We start from the raw sequence: 17,483 nt of genomic DNA on the forward strand, positions 1-17,483 counted from the left end.
CCAAAGTGATGCCGGGGCGTTCGTTTCGCGAAGCCGATGTGGCCGATGTGGAGGACCCGAAACCGAAGCGGACGGTCCGAAGCGGACGGTTCGAAGCCGAGACCAACGACCGGCGCTCGGCTCAGCCCTCTCAGTCCTCGGACGTCACCTTGGAGGTGGCCGTCTTCTTGGCCGTCGCGGTCTTGGCGGCGGTGGTCGTCTTCTTGGCGGCCGTCGTCGTCTTCGCCACGGCCTTCTTGGCCGTCGTCGTCTTCTTGGCGGGCGCCTTCTTGGCCGCCGTCTTCTTCGCCGGGGCCTTCTTCGCCGTCTTCTTGGCGGGCGACTTGGCCCGCTTCTCGGCGAGCAGCTCGTAGCCGCGCTCCGGGGTGATCTCCTCGACGCTGTCGCCGGAGCGCAGGGTCGCGTTGGTCTCGCCGTCGGTGACGTACGGCCCGAAGCGGCCGTCCTTGACGACGACGGGCTTCTCGCTGACCGGGTCGGTGCCCAGTTCCTTCAGCGGCGGCTTGCCGGCGGCCCGGCCGCGCTGCTTGGGCTGGGAGTAGATCTCCAGCGCCTCTTCGAGGGTGATCGTGAAGAGCTGGTCCTCGGCCGTCAGCGAACGGGAGTCCGTGCCCTTCTTCAGGTACGGCCCGTAGCGCCCGTTCTGCGCGGTGATCTCCACGCCCTCGGCGTCCTTGCCGACGACGCGCGGCAGCGACATCAGCTTGAGGGCGTCGGCGAGCGACACCGTGTCGAGGGTCATCGACTTGAACAGCGAGGCCGTACGCGGCTTGACGGCGTTCTTGCCGGTCTTCGGGGTGCCCTCGGGGAGCACCTCGGTGACGTACGGGCCGTAGCGGCCGTCGCGGGCGATGATCTGGTTGCCCGACTCCGGGTCGGCACCGAGCTCGAAGTCACCGCTCGGCTTGGCGAGCAGCTCCTCCGCGAGGTCGACCGTCAGCTCGTCGGGGGCCAGGTCCTCCTGCACGTCGGCGCGCTGGTGGTTCTCGGAGTCCTTCTCGCCGCGCTCCACGTAGGGGCCGTAGCGGCCCACCCGCAGCATGATGTCGTTGCCGACCGGGAAGGACGACACCTCGCGGGCGTCGATCGCGCCCAGGTCGGTGACGAGTTCCTTGAGGCCGCCCAGGTGGTCGCCGTCGCCGTTGCCGGCCTCGGCGGCGCCCGTCGCCTCGCCCTCGCCGAAGTAGAAGCGCCGCAGCCACGGCACGGCCTGCGCCTCGCCGCTGGCGATGCGGTCGAGGTCGTCCTCCATCTTGGCGGTGAAGCTGTAGTCGACGAGCCGGCCGAAGTGCTTCTCCAGGAGGTTGACCACGGCGAAGGACAAGAAGGACGGCACCAGGGCCGTGCCCTTCTTGAAGACGTAGCCGCGGTCGAGGATCGTGCCGATGATCGACGCGTACGTCGACGGGCGGCCGATCTCGCGCTCTTCGAGCTCCTTGACGAGGCTGGCCTCGGTGTAGCGGGCCGGGGGCTTGGTGGCGTGCCCGTCGACCGTGATCTCCTCGGCGCTGAGCGCGTCGCCCTCGGTGACCTGCGGCAGCCTGCGCTCGCGGTCGTCCAGCTCGGCGTTCGGGTCGTCGGCGCCCTCTACGTAGGCCTTCAAGAAGCCGTGGAAGGTGATCGTCTTGCCGGAGGCGCTGAACTCGACGTCCCGGCCGTCGGACGAGGTGCCCGCGATCTTCACGGTGACGGAGTTGCCGACCGCGTCCTTCATCTGGGAGGCGACGGTCCGCTTCCAGATCAGCTCGTAGAGCTTGAACTGGTCGCCGGTCAGGCCGGTTTCGGCGGGCGTGCGGAAACGATCACCCGACGGGCGGATCGCCTCGTGCGCCTCCTGGGCGTTCTTGACCTTCCCGGCGTACACGCGCGGCTGGGCCGGCAGGTAGTCGGCGCCGTACAGCTGCGTCACCTGGGCGCGGGCGGCGGTGATCGCCGTCTCGCTCAGGGTCGTGGAGTCCGTACGCATGTAGGTGATGTAGCCGTTCTCGTACAGCTTCTGCGCGACCTGCATGGTGGCCTTGGCACCGAAGCCGAGCTTGCGGCTGGCCTCCTGCTGGAGCGTCGTCGTACGGAACGGGGCGTACGGCGAACGTCGGTACGGCTTCGACTCGACGGACCGGACGGCGAACCGCGTGTCCTCCAGGGCGGCGGCCAGCGCACGGGCGTTGGCCTCGTCGAGGTGGAGGGTGTTCGCGCCCTTGATCTGGCCCAGGGAGTCGAAGTCGCGGCCCTGGGCGACCCGCTTGCCGTCGACGGCCTGGAGGCGGGCGACAAGGGTGGACGGGTCGCTCGCGTCGCCGGCCCGGCCGGTCCCGAAGGTGCCGGTCAGGTCCCAGTACTCGGCGGAACGGAACGCGATGCGCTCGCGCTCCCGCTCGACGACGAGCCGGGTGGCGACGGACTGGACACGGCCGGCCGACAGGCGCGGCATGACCTTCTTCCAGAGGACCGGCGAGACCTCGTAGCCGTAGAGGCGGTCGAGGATACGGCGGGTCTCCTGGGCGTCGACCAGGGGCTGGTTGAGGTCGCGCGGGTTGGCGACGGCGGCGCGGATCGCGTCCTTGGTGATCTCGTGGAACACCATGCGCTTGACCGGGACCTTGGGCTTGAGAACCTCAAGCAGGTGCCACGCGATGGCCTCGCCCTCGCGGTCCTCATCGGTGGCCAGGAAGAGTTCGTCGGAGTCCTTGAGCAGGTCCTTGAGCTTCTTGACCTGGGCCCGCTTGTCGGCGTTGACCACATAGATCGGCGCGAAGTCGTGGTCGACGTCCACACCGAGGCGGCGGACCTCACCGGTGTACTTCTCGGGCACCTCGGCGGCGCCGTTGGGAAGGTCGCGGATGTGCCCGACGCTCGCCTCGACGACATATCCGGGGCCCAGGTAGCCCTTGATCGTCTTCGCCTTGGCAGGGGACTCGACGATGACGAGTCGGCGGCCGCCGTGTGCGGTCTCGCTGGTCGGGGACAACTTCGCTCTTCTCTCCGGTCGACGCTGGGGCCTCCCCCGGGGTCGCTTGCCCCGGGGTCGGGTCATGGTGACGCTGCGGAGTGTGACGGTACATCCCGCCCCCGTGTCAAACGGGAAAAGCCCGCAACGGCCACTCGAACGGTAACCCGACTACCGCCATTCCTGCCGCCCGGAGTCCCCACCGGCCTTTTCGGAGCCATCCGGAGGGTGATCTCCTGGTTGTCCGCCCATTGCCCGCGCCGCGGCTCCGGCGCGCTGCTCAGACGTGCAGGAAGCACCAGGTTCCGAGGAGCAGGGCGGCGATCGCGGCGAGGCCCGCGAGGGTCGCCGATGCGACCGGGTTCACACCCTGGGCGACGGGTTCGCGGTGCCGGACCCTGACCACGGTCCACAACAACAGCCCGCCTCCGAACAGGGCGAACACCAACCCCGCGAAGACCGCAGGCCCGCTCTCCATGTGTGTCCCCTCCCCGACCGGATACCCCGGTCCGGGAGGCTGGCACCCGTGGGCGACGGGCAGGCCAACCCCCGGTGAATTCGCGGCGGACGGCGCTCAGGCGGTCGTGCCGGAGGACGATATCGCCCCGGTCGTCCGGGAGCGGTCGGTCTCCCCCACGGTGCACACGACCGAGTCGAAACCGGCCTTCCAGTTGTTCTCGTCGGACAGATACCCGAAGACGGAACGGTCGGATCCGGGCGCCCAAGTCGACTCGAACTTGTTGCCGCACAGCTTGTTCCCCTGTTGCAGCGCCTCCTGGAACGCCATCGTCTTCGGGGCCGTCACGAAACCGATCACCTGGTCGGTGTGCTGATCGGCACAGTCGGTCAGGGTCGCGGTGAAGTAGGTCTCGTGGTCGACGTACAGCCAGCAGTCGCCGACGCTCATCTCGGTGGTCCACACGTTCGACCCGGTGCTGCGGAAGCGCCCTATCTCGCCGCCGATCGGCACATGACGGCCGAGGACGAGACACGCCGTACCGCCCCCGGCCGCCCCGAAGCCCGCCTCGGTCGGCGTGAGGGCGTAGACGTCCGCGTCGGGCAGCGAATCGGCCGCCGCCTTCGCCTTGCCCGCACACCGCTCGGCCCCGTGGTCCCGCGCGTCGGCGAAGTCGCTCGCCTCGTCGACCGCCATCACCTGCCCGTCCGGAACGTCGTGCGCACAGCTCACGACCCCCAGGTTGGGCCGCGACGCGAACGCCGTCCCGGTCCACACCGCGTGCACGCAATCCCCGGTCTGCAGCGCCTTCTTGAGCCCGACGTCCTCGCCGTACGGATACGCGGATCCGGTCGCCGACACCGACGCGGACGGGGACGCCTTCTTCGTCGCCGCCGTGTCCTTGCCGTCGTTCAGCGAGGTCACGGCCCACACCCCACCGGCGACGACCATCACGACGGCCACCACGAGGGCGACGACCGCCCCGACCGGCCTCCGCCGCCCGCCAGGCGGCCTGCCGCCGGCAGACCCCGGGCCGCCCGGATACGTCGGCCCCTGACCGCCCGCGTAGGGGGGCGTCGGCGCGCTGCTCTGGTAGGACATCGTGGGGCTGTTGGAATACGGATTCCACTGGCCGTACGACCCACCGCCGGGCGAACCGGCCTGTGCCTGCGGGGTGTACGGCGAGGCGGAGCCGGCCGGGGTGTCGGGGGTCGGCGGGGCACCAGGAACCTGCGGGGTGCCGGGGGTGTGCGGGGTCTCCGGAGTCCGCGGGGCTCCCGGGGCGGGCCGACCTTCCGGCGTGGAGCCCCCGAGGGCGGCCGCGGACCGGTCACCGTACGGCGCCGGGTCCTGGTGGGTGGCCCCGGGCCCTCCCGGGGTCTGCGGGGCGTAGGGGCCGCCTACGTAGGGACCGCCCACGGCGTATCCGGGCGGCCCGCCCGGGAGTTGACCCCATGGCTCGCCGGGGACCTGCCCCCGAGGCCCGCTCGCGACATGGCCGGGCTGGTCACTCCCGACGCAGCCGGGCGGACCGCTCGCGTCATCGCCGAACGGACCACTGTCCGCGTAGCCGGCCTGACCACTGCCACCCTGGCCGGCCGGACCACTCCCGACGTAACCCGGCGGCCAGCTCCCGGCCTGGCCGGGCGCACCATCGGCGACAGGCCCCGGCCCCGGCGGCTGATCAGCCGAGGACCGACCACCCTGTGCCGAGCCGAAACCGTCCGGCACCGAGCCGAAGCCATCCGGTGCTGGGCCGAAACCGCCCGGTGCCGATGCGGAGCCGCCCGGTGCCGGGCCCGGACCGCCCGGTGTCGGCGCGAAGCCCTGCGGCGGCGGACCGAACGCGTCCGGCACCCGACCGAAGCCATCAGGCCCCCGGCCGAATCCGCCCCCGTCCGCCCCTCCACCGAACCCGCCCCTGTCCATCCCTCGTCCGAACCCGTCCGGCGTCGACAGACCTCCCGGCGCCGCCCCCGCCGCCCCAACCGCCCGCCCCACCCGCTCCAACCCCCGCGCCGCGGTCTCCGGCGCCGACCTCAGCACCGGGTCCTTGACCAGCAACCCCTGGAGTACCGGCGCCAGTTCGCCCGCGCGGACGGCCGGTGTCGGTTCCTCGCCCAGCAGGGCCGTGAACGTCGCGAAGTCGCCGTGGCGGTCGAAGGGGCCGCGGCCTTCGACGGCGGCGTACAGCGTGGCGCCCAGGGAGAACAGGTCCGCGGCCGGGGTGGGCGGCTCGCCGCGGGCTCGCTCCGGGGCGAGGTAGCCGGGTGTGCCGAGGATGCCTGCGGTGGCGGTGAGACGCGGTTCGTGGGACTCGGGCTGGAGGGCGATGCCGTAGTCGGTGAGCAGCACGCGCGCGTACGGATCGCCCGAAGCGTTCGGCGCCAGAAGGATGTTGGCCGGTTTCACGTCCCGGTGCAGGATGCCGATGCGGTGTCCGGCGGTGAGCGCGTCGAGGACGGCGAGCCCGATGCGGGCCACCCGGGCGGGCGGCAGCGGGCCCGAACGCCGTAGGACCGCCTGGAGGTCGACGCCGTCCGGGACGTACTCCATGACGATCCAGGGCAGGCCCTCGTGGATCACCACGTCGTGCACGGTCGCCACATGCGGATGGCCGCGCAGCCGGGCAGCGTGCCGGGCCTCGCTACGGGCCCGCGCGATGCGCTGTGCGGGCTCGCCCACGCCCGTCGGGACGTCCGGCAGCGAGATCTCCTTGACGGCGACCTCGCAGGCCAACTCCTCGTCGTACGCGAGCCATACGCGCCCCATGCCGCCCGCGCCGAGCATGCGCAGCAGTCGGTAGCGCCCGTTGACGACCCTGCCCTCGCCCTGTTCCGGCGTATCCCCTGCCATCACGCCTCCCCCGAGACGGCGCGCCTCCCCCGAGGACGCGTGGAACCTGTCTCCGAAGGTAGCCTCGCAGCCGCCACTGACAAGAGGGCTTTTCCGCACCGATCCGAACAATCACGCCGGACATGGGCACATGCGGCTCAGTGGTACGGGCAGGCCTCAGGCGTGCCAGGGGCGGGGAGGGGCTGAGAGAACCCGGGGCGCCGTACGGCGGGGCGGGCGGCGGATACGGCGGTCGGCGCGCGGCGGACGGGCCGGCCGGCCGTAGGGACGGTCGACGACGCGAGAGACCGGCAGCTGGGCCATAGTCGGCCGCCGCGGGCAGCCGGTGGGCGGAAGCAGGCGCCGACCGCGGGCAACCGCCCGAACGGGACCAACGCCCGTCCGGGAACGGCCAGTCGGCCGAGGGCGCCGGGCCCCCTCCCGTCTCGGGGACGGTCAACGGACCCTCGCCCCGCGCCGATCAGCCGCCGGACACCGGTTACCCCACCGGCTCCAGGAACCCCTGTTCCACCAGCAGCCGGATCTGCGCCGGCGTCCGGTCGCGCAGCAGGACCGGGTCCTCGCCGACGAGTTGGGCGATGGCATCGAGGATGCGGCCCGCGCTCAGCGTGCCGTCGCAGACGCCGGCGAAGCCCGCGCCGACCGTGTCGACCTTGGTCGCCCTGCGCATGCCGCGGTGCTGGCGCAGCACGACGTGCTCGGGGTCCTCGGCGCCGGGCAGCCCGACCTGTTCCTGGATGATCTCGGGGGCGAGCCTGAAGTGGGCGGCGAGCAGGGCCGCGTCGTCGTGGGCACGCAGATAGTCGACGCGGTCGAAGTGCTCCCGCACGGTGTCGCCGAGCGGCTGCTCGACCGGGTGCGGCCACTCCTCGACGGTGATCGAGGGCGTGTCGGATCCCGTCCTGCGCAGGGTGATCCAGCCGAAGCCCACGGCCTTGACCTTGCGCGCCTCGAACTCGTCGAGCCACGCGTCGTAGAGCGCCTCGTACGCGGTCGTGTCGCCCTGGTGGTCGCCCGCGTCCCGGAGCCACAACTCGGCGTACTGCGTGACGTCCTGGACCTCGCGCTGCACGATCCAGGCGTCGCACCCGCGCGGCACCCACGAGCGCAGCCTGTCCTGCCAGTCCTCCCCCTCCACGTGCTGCCAGTTGGCGAGGAACTGCGCGAATCCGCCCTCACGCAGCCGCTCCCCCGCCTGCTGAACGAGCGACCGGCACAGATCGTCCCCGCCCATCCCGCCGTCGCGGTAGGTCAGCCGGGCACCGGGCGAGATCACGAACGGCGGGTTCGACACGATGAGTTCGTACGTCTCGTCGTCCCGGACCGGCTCGAAGAGCGAGCCCTCGCGGAGGTCCGCGGCCTGCGCTCCGGACAGCGCGAGGGTGAGCGCGGTGATGTGCAGGGCACGGGGGTTGAGGTCGGTGGCCGTCACGCGCGTGGCGTGCCGGGCCGCGTGCAGCGCCTGGATGCCGGACCCGGTGCCGAGGTCGAGCGCCGCGGAGACCGGCGTCCGTACGGTGATGCCCGCGAGCGTGGTGGACGCGCCGCCCACCCCGAGGACGACGCCTTCCTCCCGGCTGCCGATCCCGCCGGCCCCGCCGACCGCGCAGCCCAGGTCGGACACGATGAACCAGTCCTCGCCGTCGGGCCCGCCGTAGGGCCGTACGTCGACGGTCGCGGCGACCTCGTCGGCGCCGACGGACGCCAGCCACCCGCTCTCCACGCACTCGGCGACGGGCAGCACGTCCGTCACGCGTGCGTGCGGCACGGGCTGTTGGAGCAGGAACAGCCGGACCAGCGTCTCCAGCGGGGTGTCGCCTCTGGTCGCCCGGAGGGCCGGCACGGTCTCGCTGCGGGCCAGCGCCGCGTACGCGGGGGCACCGAGCAGTTCGAGCAGTCCGTCGGCGGTGAAGGCGGCGCCGAGCAGGGCGTCCCGGAGCCGGGCGGCGACCTCCGGGCGGTCGGATGCGGGCAGGGTGGGCAGGCTGGAGTTACTCACACCCCCATTGTGGCCGCTCGCACCGACAACCCGCGTGACACCGGCCGACAAGCCCCCGCGCATGCGAAGGCCCCGGCACGCACGCGTACCGGGGCATCTTTCAGCAACTGAAAGATCGCTGCCTACAGGAGAGGCCGATTCCAGGAGGGGTCAGGCCGACGACGACGAGGCCGCCGGGGTCGCCGTCTTGCAGGCCTCCTGCTTGGTCATCGCCTTGCCGACATCGCCCTCTTCGAGGGTCTTCAGGGCGTCGTTCCCGCTCGTGCTGAGCTTGTCCAGCGAGGTCGCGATGCCCTTGAGGCCGTCCGCGAACTTCGCCTGGTCCTTGGTGTTCAGCACGTCCACCTGCTTCTTCAGGGTGGCGTACGACGTGGAGATGTCGTTGAGCTCCTTGACCGCGTCCTGCTGCTTCTTCGCGCCGTTGTCGACGTCCGGTGCCCCGGCGGTGTTCACGGCGGCGCCGATCGCCTTGTAGGCGTCGGACATGTCCTGGAAGGCCTGCGAGTCGGTCTTCTGGACCTCTTCCGGGGTGCTGTTGTCCGAGGTCTCCTTCTGGATCGCCGTGTTGGCGGCCTCGATCTTCTTCGCCTGCGGCTGCACGGCGACGCAGACCTGCTTGGCCCAGGCGTCCAGCTTGGCGTCGCTGTCGTCGCCGCTGCCGCCGCATCCCGACAGCCCCAGTACCAGTACCGCACCGCCGGACAGTGCGGCCGCGAGCTTCTTGTTCACCGGATTGGTCCCTTCCATGGCTCTCGGCCCCGGAACATACACGGCGGACGGACCACACCCCCGGGCCTAAGGTCCGATAGGAGACTTTTTGAAGCCATTTGCACCAAGCGAGAGAAGGCTCACGGCGAGGCTCTGAACACCGACAGAACGGGCGGGCGGCGCCCACAACTCGCGCCACCCGCCCGCCCGTTGAACCGAGCCTCGTAGGACCGCCTACGAAACGACCGCCCGATCCGCCGACTTGGCCGACTGCTCGGCGTCGTCCGCGTCCCCCACAGCGATCCCGCGCCGCTTGGAGATGTACACGGAGACGGCGATCACGAGGAACGCGAGCACCGAGATCGTGATCCGCGCCCCGATGTTCTTGTCGTCGCCGTAGCTGAACTTGATGACCGCGGGCGCGATGAGCAGCGCGACGAGGTTCATCACCTTCAGCAGCGGGTTGATGGCCGGACCGGCGGTGTCCTTGAAGGGGTCGCCGACCGTGTCGCCGATGACCGTGGCGGCATGGGCCTCGCTGCCCTTGCCGCCGTGGTTGCCGTCCTCGACGAGTTTCTTCGCGTTGTCCCAGGCGCCGCCCGAGTTCGCTAGGAAGACCGCCATCAGCGTGCCGGTGCCGATGGCGCCCGCGAGGAACGAGCCGAGCGCGCCGACGCCGAGCGTGAACCCGACCGCGATCGGGGTGAGCACGGCGAGCAGACCGGGCGTGGCCAGCTCGCGCAGCGCGTCCTTGGTGCAGATGTCGACGACGCGGCCGTACTCCGGTGTCTCGGAGTAGTCCATGATCCCGGGGTGCTCGCGGAACTGCCGCCGCACCTCGTAGACCACGGCCCCGGCGGACCGGGAGACCGCGTTGATCGCCAGCCCGGAGAAGAGGAAGACGACCGCGGCGCCGACGATGAGCCCCACCAGGTTGTTGGGCTGGGAGATGTCCATCATCAGGTTCAACGGCGCGCCCGGCCCGGACAGTTTCTCGCCGACGTCCTGCGCGCCGGTCGTGATCGCGTCCCGGTACGACCCGAAGAGCGCCGCCGCCGCCAGGACGGCGGTGGCGATGGCGATGCCCTTCGTGATGGCCTTGGTGGTGTTGCCCACCGCGTCCAGGTTGGTGAGCACCTGCGCGCCCGCGCCCTCGACGTCGCCGGACATCTCGGCGATGCCCTGCGCGTTGTCGGAGACCGGCCCGAAGGTGTCCATGGCGACGATCACACCGACCGTGGTGAGCAGACCGGTACCGGCCAGCGCCACCGCGAAGAGCGCCAGCATGATCGACGCGCCGCCGAGCAGGAACGCCCCGTAGACCGCGAGACCGATCAACAGGGCGGTGTAGACGGCCGATTCGAGGCCGAGGGAGATGCCCGCGAGGATGACGGTGGCCGGGCCGGTGAGCGAGGTCTTGCCGATGTCCATCACGGGACGGCGGTTCGTCTCCGTGAAGTAGCCGGTCAGCTGCTGGATCAGCGCGGCGAGCACGATGCCGATGGCCACGGCGACGAGCGCGAGGATCCGCGGATCGCCGTCCTTGACCTTGATCGCCGCGTCGGTGACGCCGTCGAGGTCGGCGTACGACGACGGCAGATAGACGAAGACCGCGACCGCCACCAGCACGAGCGAGATCACCGCGGAGATGAAGAACCCCCGGTTGATCGCGGACATGCCGCTGCGGTCGGTCCGGCGCGGCGCCACCGCGAAGATCCCGATCATGGCGGTGATCACACCGATCGCCGGCACGAGCAGCGGGAAGGCGAGCCCGGAGTCGCCGAACGCCGCCTTGCCGAGGATCAGTGCGGCGACCAGCGTCACGGCGTACGACTCGAAGAGGTCGGCCGCCATGCCCGCGCAGTCGCCGACGTTGTCGCCCACGTTGTCGGCGATGGTCGCGGCATTGCGCGGATCGTCCTCCGGAATGCCCTGCTCGACCTTGCCGACCAGGTCGGCGCCGACGTCGGCGGCCTTGGTGAAGATGCCGCCGCCGACCCTCATGAACATGGCGATGAGGGCGGCGCCGAGGCCGAATCCCTCCAGCACCTTCGGCGCGTCGGCCGCGTACACCAGCACCACGCACGAGGCGCCCAGCAGACCGAGCCCCACCGTGAACATGCCGACGACGCCGCCCGTGCGGAAAGCGATCTTCATTGCTTTGTGCGAGACGGCGGTGAGATCCTTTTCGGGCTCACCCTCCGCCGGGGTCGCTTCCCGGGCCGCCGCGGCGACACGGACATTACTGCGTACGGCGAGCCACATGCCGATATAGCCGGTGGTCGCCGAGAACACCGCACCGATCAGGAAGAAGATCGATCGTCCGGCGCGCTGATTCCAGTCGTCCGCGGGCAGCAGCAGAAGCAGGAAGAAAACGATCACGGCGAATACGCCGACCGTGCGCAACTGCCGTCCCAGATAGGCGTTGGCGCCCTCCTGGATCGCCGTCGCGATCTTCTTCATGCTGTCGGTGCCCTCGCCGGCCGCGAGTACCTCGCGGACCAGGATGCCCGCGACCACGAGCGCTGCCAGCGCCACGAGGCCGATCACCATCACGAGGATGCGGTTGTCGTCGGTCAGTACTGCGGCTGCGAAGGTTGTGGGGTGGTCAAACTGCTGAGGGGTAGAAAGCCCCGCCATTCGTCCTCCTTGACGCCTGTGCTGAGCTCAAGATGTGGACGGATTGTAGGTACCGGAACCTGATCAAAACAGTGCGCGGCAAACGGAATTGGCTTTCGCATAGTAATGCCTTAAAAGCATTGATGCTTGATCAAATTATCGGGGCGCCGATCGCGGCAATGATCGGGACGTCGATCCGCATTGATCGTGAATTGATTCACGAATTCTTTCGCACCGCCGGCACGAACCGGTACGCGGCCTGGAAACTCTTCCGGAAATGCCGAAGGGCCCTGCTCAGCAGGGCCCTTCGGCTGTGGTGTGCGACGGTTCTCAGGAAAGCGTCGCGGCCGGTGGGGTGGTCGGCCAGGTCATACGGATCGTTCCGCCGTGCTCCCCAGCGGTGACCTCGACGTCGTCGACGAGCCCGCTGATGACAGCGAGGCCCATCTCGTCCTCCTCGGTCTCCGCGTCCGGATCGTCGCCCAGGGACCCGGGCGCCTTGTCGCCGGGAGCCGAACGTGGTGCCTCGTCGCCGACCTCGATGGAGAACTGCTTCTCCTCCTCGATCAGCAGCACCTTCACCGGGGCGGTGATCCCACTGCTCTGATGCAGCCCGACGGCACGGGTGCAGGCCTCGCCGACGGCGAGTCTGACCTCGTCGAGTACGGCCTCGTCCACTCCGGCCCTGCGCGCCACCGCTGCCGCCACCAGTCGGGCGGTCCTGACGTGCTCGGGCAGCGCGCTGAAGCGGAGTTCAACGGTGGCCATGCATCCCCCTCGGGACTACGGGCGTGCTGTCGGAGGGCCGGGCTGCCGAAAGCCCGGACCACCGGTCGTCTATACGGCCGATCGGGGAGCGGTCACACGCCGCTCCCGAAGCGGTCGGTCAGTCGGTGGCCGCCACCGCTTCCTCGACCGAGGTGTGAATCGGGAACACCTTGGTGAGGCCGGTGATACGGAAGATCTTCAGAATGCGCTCCTGGTTGCAGACCAGGCGCAGCGAGCCCTCGTGGGCACGCACCCGCTTCAGTCCGCCGACCAGCACGCCGAGCCCGGTGGAGTCGAGGAAGTCGACTCCCTCCATGTCCACGACGAGGTGGAAACTCCCGTCGTTCACCAGCTCGACCAGCTGTTCGCGCAACTTGGGCGCGGTATATACGTCGATTTCGCCACCGACCTCGACGACCGTACGATCGCCGACGGTACGGGTCGACAGGGACAGGTCCACGGATCCTCCAGCACCTTGCTATCGAGCGGTCATCCCATGGGACACCTCGGCAGAGCCCCCAGGACGGTTCGCCAGCCGCGATGGCATTCAATCACTTACCGCAGGGCGTGCACGACGCCTTGGCTCCATTGTCCGTCACGCCAGTGACACACTCGGTGCCGATGGCCAAGAATCAGCGAACCGATCGACCCTCGGCGGACCCCGTGTCCGGCCTCTCGCCGAGCACGGTTCTGGACCGGCTGGCGTCGGGACCGAGCCGGGCTTCGCGCATCACTCATACGGAGCACTTGCCCCCGCGCGAGGGCCGCCATGCCGTCTGGCCTGACCGGATTCGTGCGGAGGTGATCGCCACCGTCCAGGAAGCCGGTATCGAACACCCCTGGGCCCACCAGGCACAGGCCGCCGAGCACGCCCTCGACGGAGAGTCGGTGATCGTTGCCACAGGCACCGCCTCGGGCAAGTCGCTGGCTTATCTGGTACCGGTGCTCTCGGCGCTCCTGGACGGCTCCGAGGCGCCGAACGGCCGCGGCACCACCGCGCTGTACCTGGCCCCCACAAAAGCCCTGGCAGCGGACCAGCTCCGCTCCGTGAAGGAACTTTCACAACCGCTGGGCAATGCCGTTCGCCCGGCCGTGTACGACGGCGACACTCCGTTCGAAGAGCGCGAGTGGGTCCGCCAGTACGCCAACTACGTCCTGACCAACCCCGACATGCTCCACCGCGGCATATTGCCCTCGCACCCGCGCTGGTCCTCCTTCCTGAAGTCCCTGAAGTACGTCGTCATCGACGAGTGCCACACCTACCGGGGCGTCTTCGGCTCCCACGTCGCCCAGGTGCTGCGCCGCCTGCGCCGCCTCTGCGCCCGCTACGGCTCGTCCCCCGTCTTCCTCCTCGCCTCCGCGACCGCCGCCGAACCCTCGGTCGCCGCCCGCCGCCTCACCGGCCTCCCGGTGGTCGAGGTCGCCGACGACGCATCGCCCCGCGGTGAACTGGTCTTCGCCCTCTGGGAGCCCCCGCTCACCGAACTCCACGGCGAGAAGGGCGCCCCGGTCCGCCGTACGGCCACCGCCGAGACCGCCGACCTGCTGACCGACCTCGCCGTCCAGGGCGTGCGCTCGGTGGCCTTCGTACGGTCCCGGCGCGGCGCCGAGCTGATCGCGCTGATCGCCCAGGAACGCCTCGCCGAGGTCGACCGCTCGCTGGCCCGCCGGGTCGCCGCCTACCGTGGCGGCTACCTCCCCGAGGAACGCCGCGCCCTCGAACGCGCCCTCCACTCCGGCGAGTTGCTCGGCCTCGCCGCCACCACCGCCCTCGAACTCGGCATCGACGTCTCGGGGTTGGACGCCGTACTGATCGCCGGCTACCCCGGCACACGCGCCTCCCTCTGGCAGCAGGCGGGCCGCGCCGGACGCTCCGGACAGGGGGCGTTGGCCGTCCTGGTGGCCCGCGACGACCCGCTGGACACCTTCCTCGTCCACCACCCGGAGGCCCTCTTCGACCAGCCCGTGGAGTCCACGGTCCTGGACCCCGACAACCCGTACGTCCTGGCCCCGCACCTGTGCGCGGCGGCAGCCGAACTCCCGCTCACCGAAGAGGACTTGGACCTCTTCGGCCCGGCGACGGCGGACCTGCTGCCGCAACTGGAGGCCGCGAAGCTGCTCCGCCGCCGGGCGAAGGCCTGGCACTGGACGCGCCGGGAACGGGCCGCCGACCTCGCCGACATCCGCGGCGGGGGCGGAAAGCCGGTCCAGATCGTCGAGAACGGCACGGGCCGCCTGCTGGGCACGGTCGACGAGGCCGCCTCCCACGCGACCGTCCACGAGGGCGCGGTCCACCTCCACCAGGGCCGCACATACCTGGTGCGTTCCCTGGACCTGGAGGACTCGGTGGCCCTGGTCGAGGAGGCCAACCCGCCCTACTCGACGGTCGCCCGCGACACCACGGCGATCTCCGTCCTGGAGACGGACGTCGAAATCCCTTGGGGCCAGGGCCGGTTGTGCTACGGCTCCGTCGAAGTCACCAACCAGGTCGTCTCCTTCCTCCGCAGACGTGTCATCACCGGCGAAGTCCTCGGCGAATCAAAACTCGACCTCCCCCCTCGCACCCTCCGCACCCGCGCCGTCTGGTGGACGGTCACGGAAGACCAACTGGACGCCGCCCGCATCAACCCCGAGATCCTCGGCGGCGCCCTGCACGCCGCCGAACACGCCTCGATCGGCATGCTCCCCCTCTTCGCCACCTGCGACCGCTGGGACATCGGCGGAGTCTCGGTCCCGCTCCACCCGGACACGCTGCTCCCCACGGTCTTCGTCTACGACGGCCACCCGGGCGGCGCGGGCTTCGCCGAGCGCGCCTTCCACACCGCCCGCGCCTGGCTCACCGCCACCCTCCAGGCCATCGCCTCCTGCGAATGCGACGCCGGCTGCCCGTCCTGCATCCAGTCCCCCAAGTGCGGCAACGGCAACGAGCCGTTGCACAAGCGGGGGGCCGTGCGGTTGCTCACGGAGCTTTTGCGGGAGGCACCGGAGGCGCGGGAAGTGGCGGAGACACCAGAGGCGCGGGGACCGGCAAAGACGCCAGCGGTGCGGGGATCAGCGGAGACGCAGGTGGAGGTACCGGTCCCGCAGGCCCCGCCCGTGCCCTGACCTCCGCCGCGAACGGTCCCCCGCCCGCCGACGCCGTCACGTCCGATGTCTCGCCCACGACCGCGCACCGCACAAGCCGCGTCCCCTGCGCCCGCGCCACCCGCTCCGCCCGGGCACAGGCCCCCGTACCGCCCTCCGCCCAGTGGTCGGCCGCCGCGAGCGCCGCGAGATCCGCCCCGCCGGCCGCCCGGTGCCGGGCCACGACGGCCTGCCCCAGCGCCAGCACGACCCCGAACACGACACACATCACGGCCATCGCCCCGAGGCTCCACACGGTGGCGGACCCACGGTCCGAGTGACGGGACCTCAGATGCCGCCCCAGGGCGGGAATCACGCGCCCCAGGCCCGGAATCACGTCCCCTAGGGCGCCGATACGACACCTCACGGCCCCGCCCTCCCCTCGCCCACCGTCTCCTCCGCCAACGCCACGGCCTCCTCCCGCACTTCGAAGGGCAGCCCGCTCAGCACCGGCGGTTTCGCGACGACGACCACATGGACCTGATCGCCCTCCCGCGCGACCGTGACCTTGGCGCCGCGCGGTGCCGTGTCCCGGACCACCTGGACGACCGCGTCGGCCGGGTCCTGCCGAGCCGCGGCCCGGGCGCCCGAACGGGCCGCGTCCACGCACTGGATCTGCGCGGCCACCACCAGCAGCCCCCACACCAGCGCCATCGCGAACATCACCAGCACGGGCAGCACCACGGCCGCCTCCGCCGTCACGAACCCCTCGTCCCCGCCCCGGCGTTCACACCTTCGCATCGAGGGCCCGCTTCACGATGCTCTGCAGCTCCGCGCTGACCGCCCCGCTGGTCACCACCTTGTAGAGCACCACCGCGAACGCCACCGCCGCGATCAGCCCCATCGCGTACTCGGCGGTGGCCATTCCCGCGTCCCCGCGCGCCCCGCCGCCCAGTCGTACCCGTACCGCTCGCACCGCCCGTACCGCTACCGCCTGCATCGCCTGCACTGCCTTGTACATCTCAACCCCCGTGAGGTTCGGTCCTGTTGGTTCGGTCCTGTTGGTTCAGATCAGCCGTTGTTCGTCATACGTCCGTCACCGCTCGCTCCTCCCGTCAGCCGCCGCCCCCTCCCGTCGCCCCGCCCGCGAGCCCGATCACCACGGGCAGCACGCCGACCGCGATGAACGCGGGCAGGAAGCACAGCCCCACCGGTGCGGTGATCAGGACGGCCGCCCGCCGGGCCCGTGCCGTCGTGGTGCGGGTCCAGTCGGCGCGGGCCTCCGCCGCGAGCCGTGCGACCGGTCCGGCGGCGGGGAGCCCCGACTCGTCGGCCCGTTCGAGCAGCCGGGCCAGCGGGCCGGCGCCCGGAAGCGCGGCCAACCTCTGCCAGGCGTCGGCCGGTTCGCCACCGAGCCGCACCTCCGCCGCCGCACGCGCCAGCCGCTCCCCCACGGGCCCCGTGAGGGCCTCTCCTACGGCCTGGGAGGCGATCACCGGCGAGGCCCCGGCGGCGATGCAGGCGGCCAGCAGATCGGCGGCGAGCGGGAGTTGGCGGGCGGCGGTCGCGGCATCGCGCTCGGCGACGGTGTCGGCGGCCACCTGCCGACGCCGCCACTGCCACAGCCCGACGGCGACGACCACGCCCACCACGACCCCGGCGGCCCCACCGACCACCACCCACCCGGCACCCATCACGCCCACCACGGGCAACCACCGCCGCGCAACGTCCCGAGCCTCGAACCGCCGCCCGGCGAACGCCACTTCCCGAGCCTTCCCAGCCCCTCGAACTTCCCGGACTTCCCGGACTTCCCGAAGCAACAGCCCTGCCAGTCGCCGCCGCGCCCTCCGCTCACACCGCACCCCGTCCAGCCACCGCACCAACCACCCCACGACCAACACCGCCCCCAAGACGACCCCCAGCCTGTGGACAACTTCCGCACTCACGCCGTCTCCTCTCGCCGACCCCGGCCAACTTCCGCCTCCACACCCACACCGCTCCGGGCTCTCGCCCAGCGCCGGATCCCCTCCAGCCCCGCGACGACCAAGCGATCCCCGGCACCCCGC

Annotated in this window: 12 protein-coding genes and 1 pseudogene; 1 reads left to right on the forward strand and 12 read right to left on the reverse strand. The window is 71.1% G+C overall.

Translation table 11 applies throughout. The annotated features are described in order from the left end of the window. Window positions 1–130: 130 nt before the first annotated feature. The 8 genes from topA to bldG form a co-directional block, all read right to left on the reverse strand. Window positions 131–2,968 carry a type I DNA topoisomerase gene (gene topA, locus OG714_RS23500; protein WP_406123791.1) on the reverse strand — a complete coding sequence of 946 codons (2,838 nt, stop codon included), beginning with the start codon at window positions 2,966–2,968 and terminating at the stop codon, window positions 131–133. A 259-nt stretch (window positions 2,969–3,227) separates the two neighbouring features. Continuing rightward, entirely contained in the window at window positions 3,228–3,425 is a 198-nt protein-coding gene (locus OG714_RS23505; protein ID WP_406123793.1) for a hypothetical protein, read from the reverse strand. A 96-nt stretch (window positions 3,426–3,521) separates the two neighbouring features. Next, window positions 3,522–6,260 (reverse strand): protein kinase domain-containing protein, encoded by a 2,739-nt coding sequence (locus tag OG714_RS23510; protein ID WP_406123794.1) that lies wholly within the window; start codon window positions 6,258–6,260, stop codon window positions 3,522–3,524. Between the two features lie 478 nt (window positions 6,261–6,738). Next, window positions 6,739–8,259 (reverse strand): methyltransferase, encoded by a 1,521-nt coding sequence (locus OG714_RS23515; RefSeq protein WP_406123796.1) that lies wholly within the window; start codon window positions 8,257–8,259, stop codon window positions 6,739–6,741. A gap of 150 nt (window positions 8,260–8,409) precedes the next feature. After that, entirely contained in the window at window positions 8,410–9,006 is a 597-nt protein-coding gene (locus tag OG714_RS23520) for a small secreted protein (RefSeq protein ID WP_406123797.1), read from the reverse strand. A gap of 195 nt (window positions 9,007–9,201) precedes the next feature. Then, the gene (locus OG714_RS23525) at window positions 9,202–11,607 is read right to left on the reverse strand and encodes a sodium-translocating pyrophosphatase (protein WP_406123799.1); all 2,406 of its coding nucleotides are present in this window, start codon (window positions 11,605–11,607) and stop codon (window positions 9,202–9,204) included. A gap of 309 nt (window positions 11,608–11,916) precedes the next feature. Then, window positions 11,917–12,354, reverse strand: coding sequence for an ATP-binding protein (locus OG714_RS23530; RefSeq protein WP_406123801.1), 438 nt, complete (start codon window positions 12,352–12,354; stop codon window positions 11,917–11,919). Between the two features lie 118 nt (window positions 12,355–12,472). Then, complete coding sequence (bldG, locus tag OG714_RS23535) at window positions 12,473–12,814, reverse strand: anti-sigma factor antagonist BldG (protein WP_003975386.1); 342 nt, start codon at window positions 12,812–12,814, stop codon at window positions 12,473–12,475. A gap of 80 nt (window positions 12,815–12,894) precedes the next feature. On the opposite strand from bldG, the gene OG714_RS23540 reads away from it, so the two are divergent. Further along, window positions 12,895–15,459, forward strand: coding sequence for a DEAD/DEAH box helicase (locus OG714_RS23540; RefSeq protein ID WP_406123803.1), 2,565 nt, complete (start codon window positions 12,895–12,897; stop codon window positions 15,457–15,459). Window positions 15,460–15,499: 40 nt separating this feature from the next. On the opposite strand, the pseudogene OG714_RS23545 reads toward OG714_RS23540, so the two are convergent. From OG714_RS23545 to OG714_RS23560, 4 genes and pseudogenes are all read right to left on the reverse strand, one after another. Beyond that, window positions 15,500–15,715 (reverse strand): annotated as a pseudogene (locus OG714_RS23545) (Rv3654c family TadE-like protein); the annotation flags it as partial. Between the two features lie 125 nt (window positions 15,716–15,840). Continuing rightward, entirely contained in the window at window positions 15,841–16,218 is a 378-nt protein-coding gene (locus tag OG714_RS23550; protein WP_366499354.1) for a TadE family type IV pilus minor pilin, read from the reverse strand. Then, window positions 16,205–16,438 carry a DUF4244 domain-containing protein gene (locus OG714_RS23555; protein WP_406123805.1) on the reverse strand — a complete coding sequence of 78 codons (234 nt, stop codon included), beginning with the start codon at window positions 16,436–16,438 and terminating at the stop codon, window positions 16,205–16,207. The genes OG714_RS23550 and OG714_RS23555 overlap by 14 nt, the downstream gene beginning before the upstream one ends. 94 nt (window positions 16,439–16,532) lie before the next feature. Next, window positions 16,533–17,363 carry a type II secretion system F family protein gene (locus tag OG714_RS23560; protein WP_406123807.1) on the reverse strand — a complete coding sequence of 277 codons (831 nt, stop codon included), beginning with the start codon at window positions 17,361–17,363 and terminating at the stop codon, window positions 16,533–16,535. Window positions 17,364–17,483: the final 120 nt, after the last annotated feature.

Source organism: Streptomyces sp. NBC_00989, from assembly GCF_045162655.1.
Classification (GTDB): domain Bacteria; phylum Actinomycetota; class Actinomycetes; order Streptomycetales; family Streptomycetaceae; genus Streptomyces.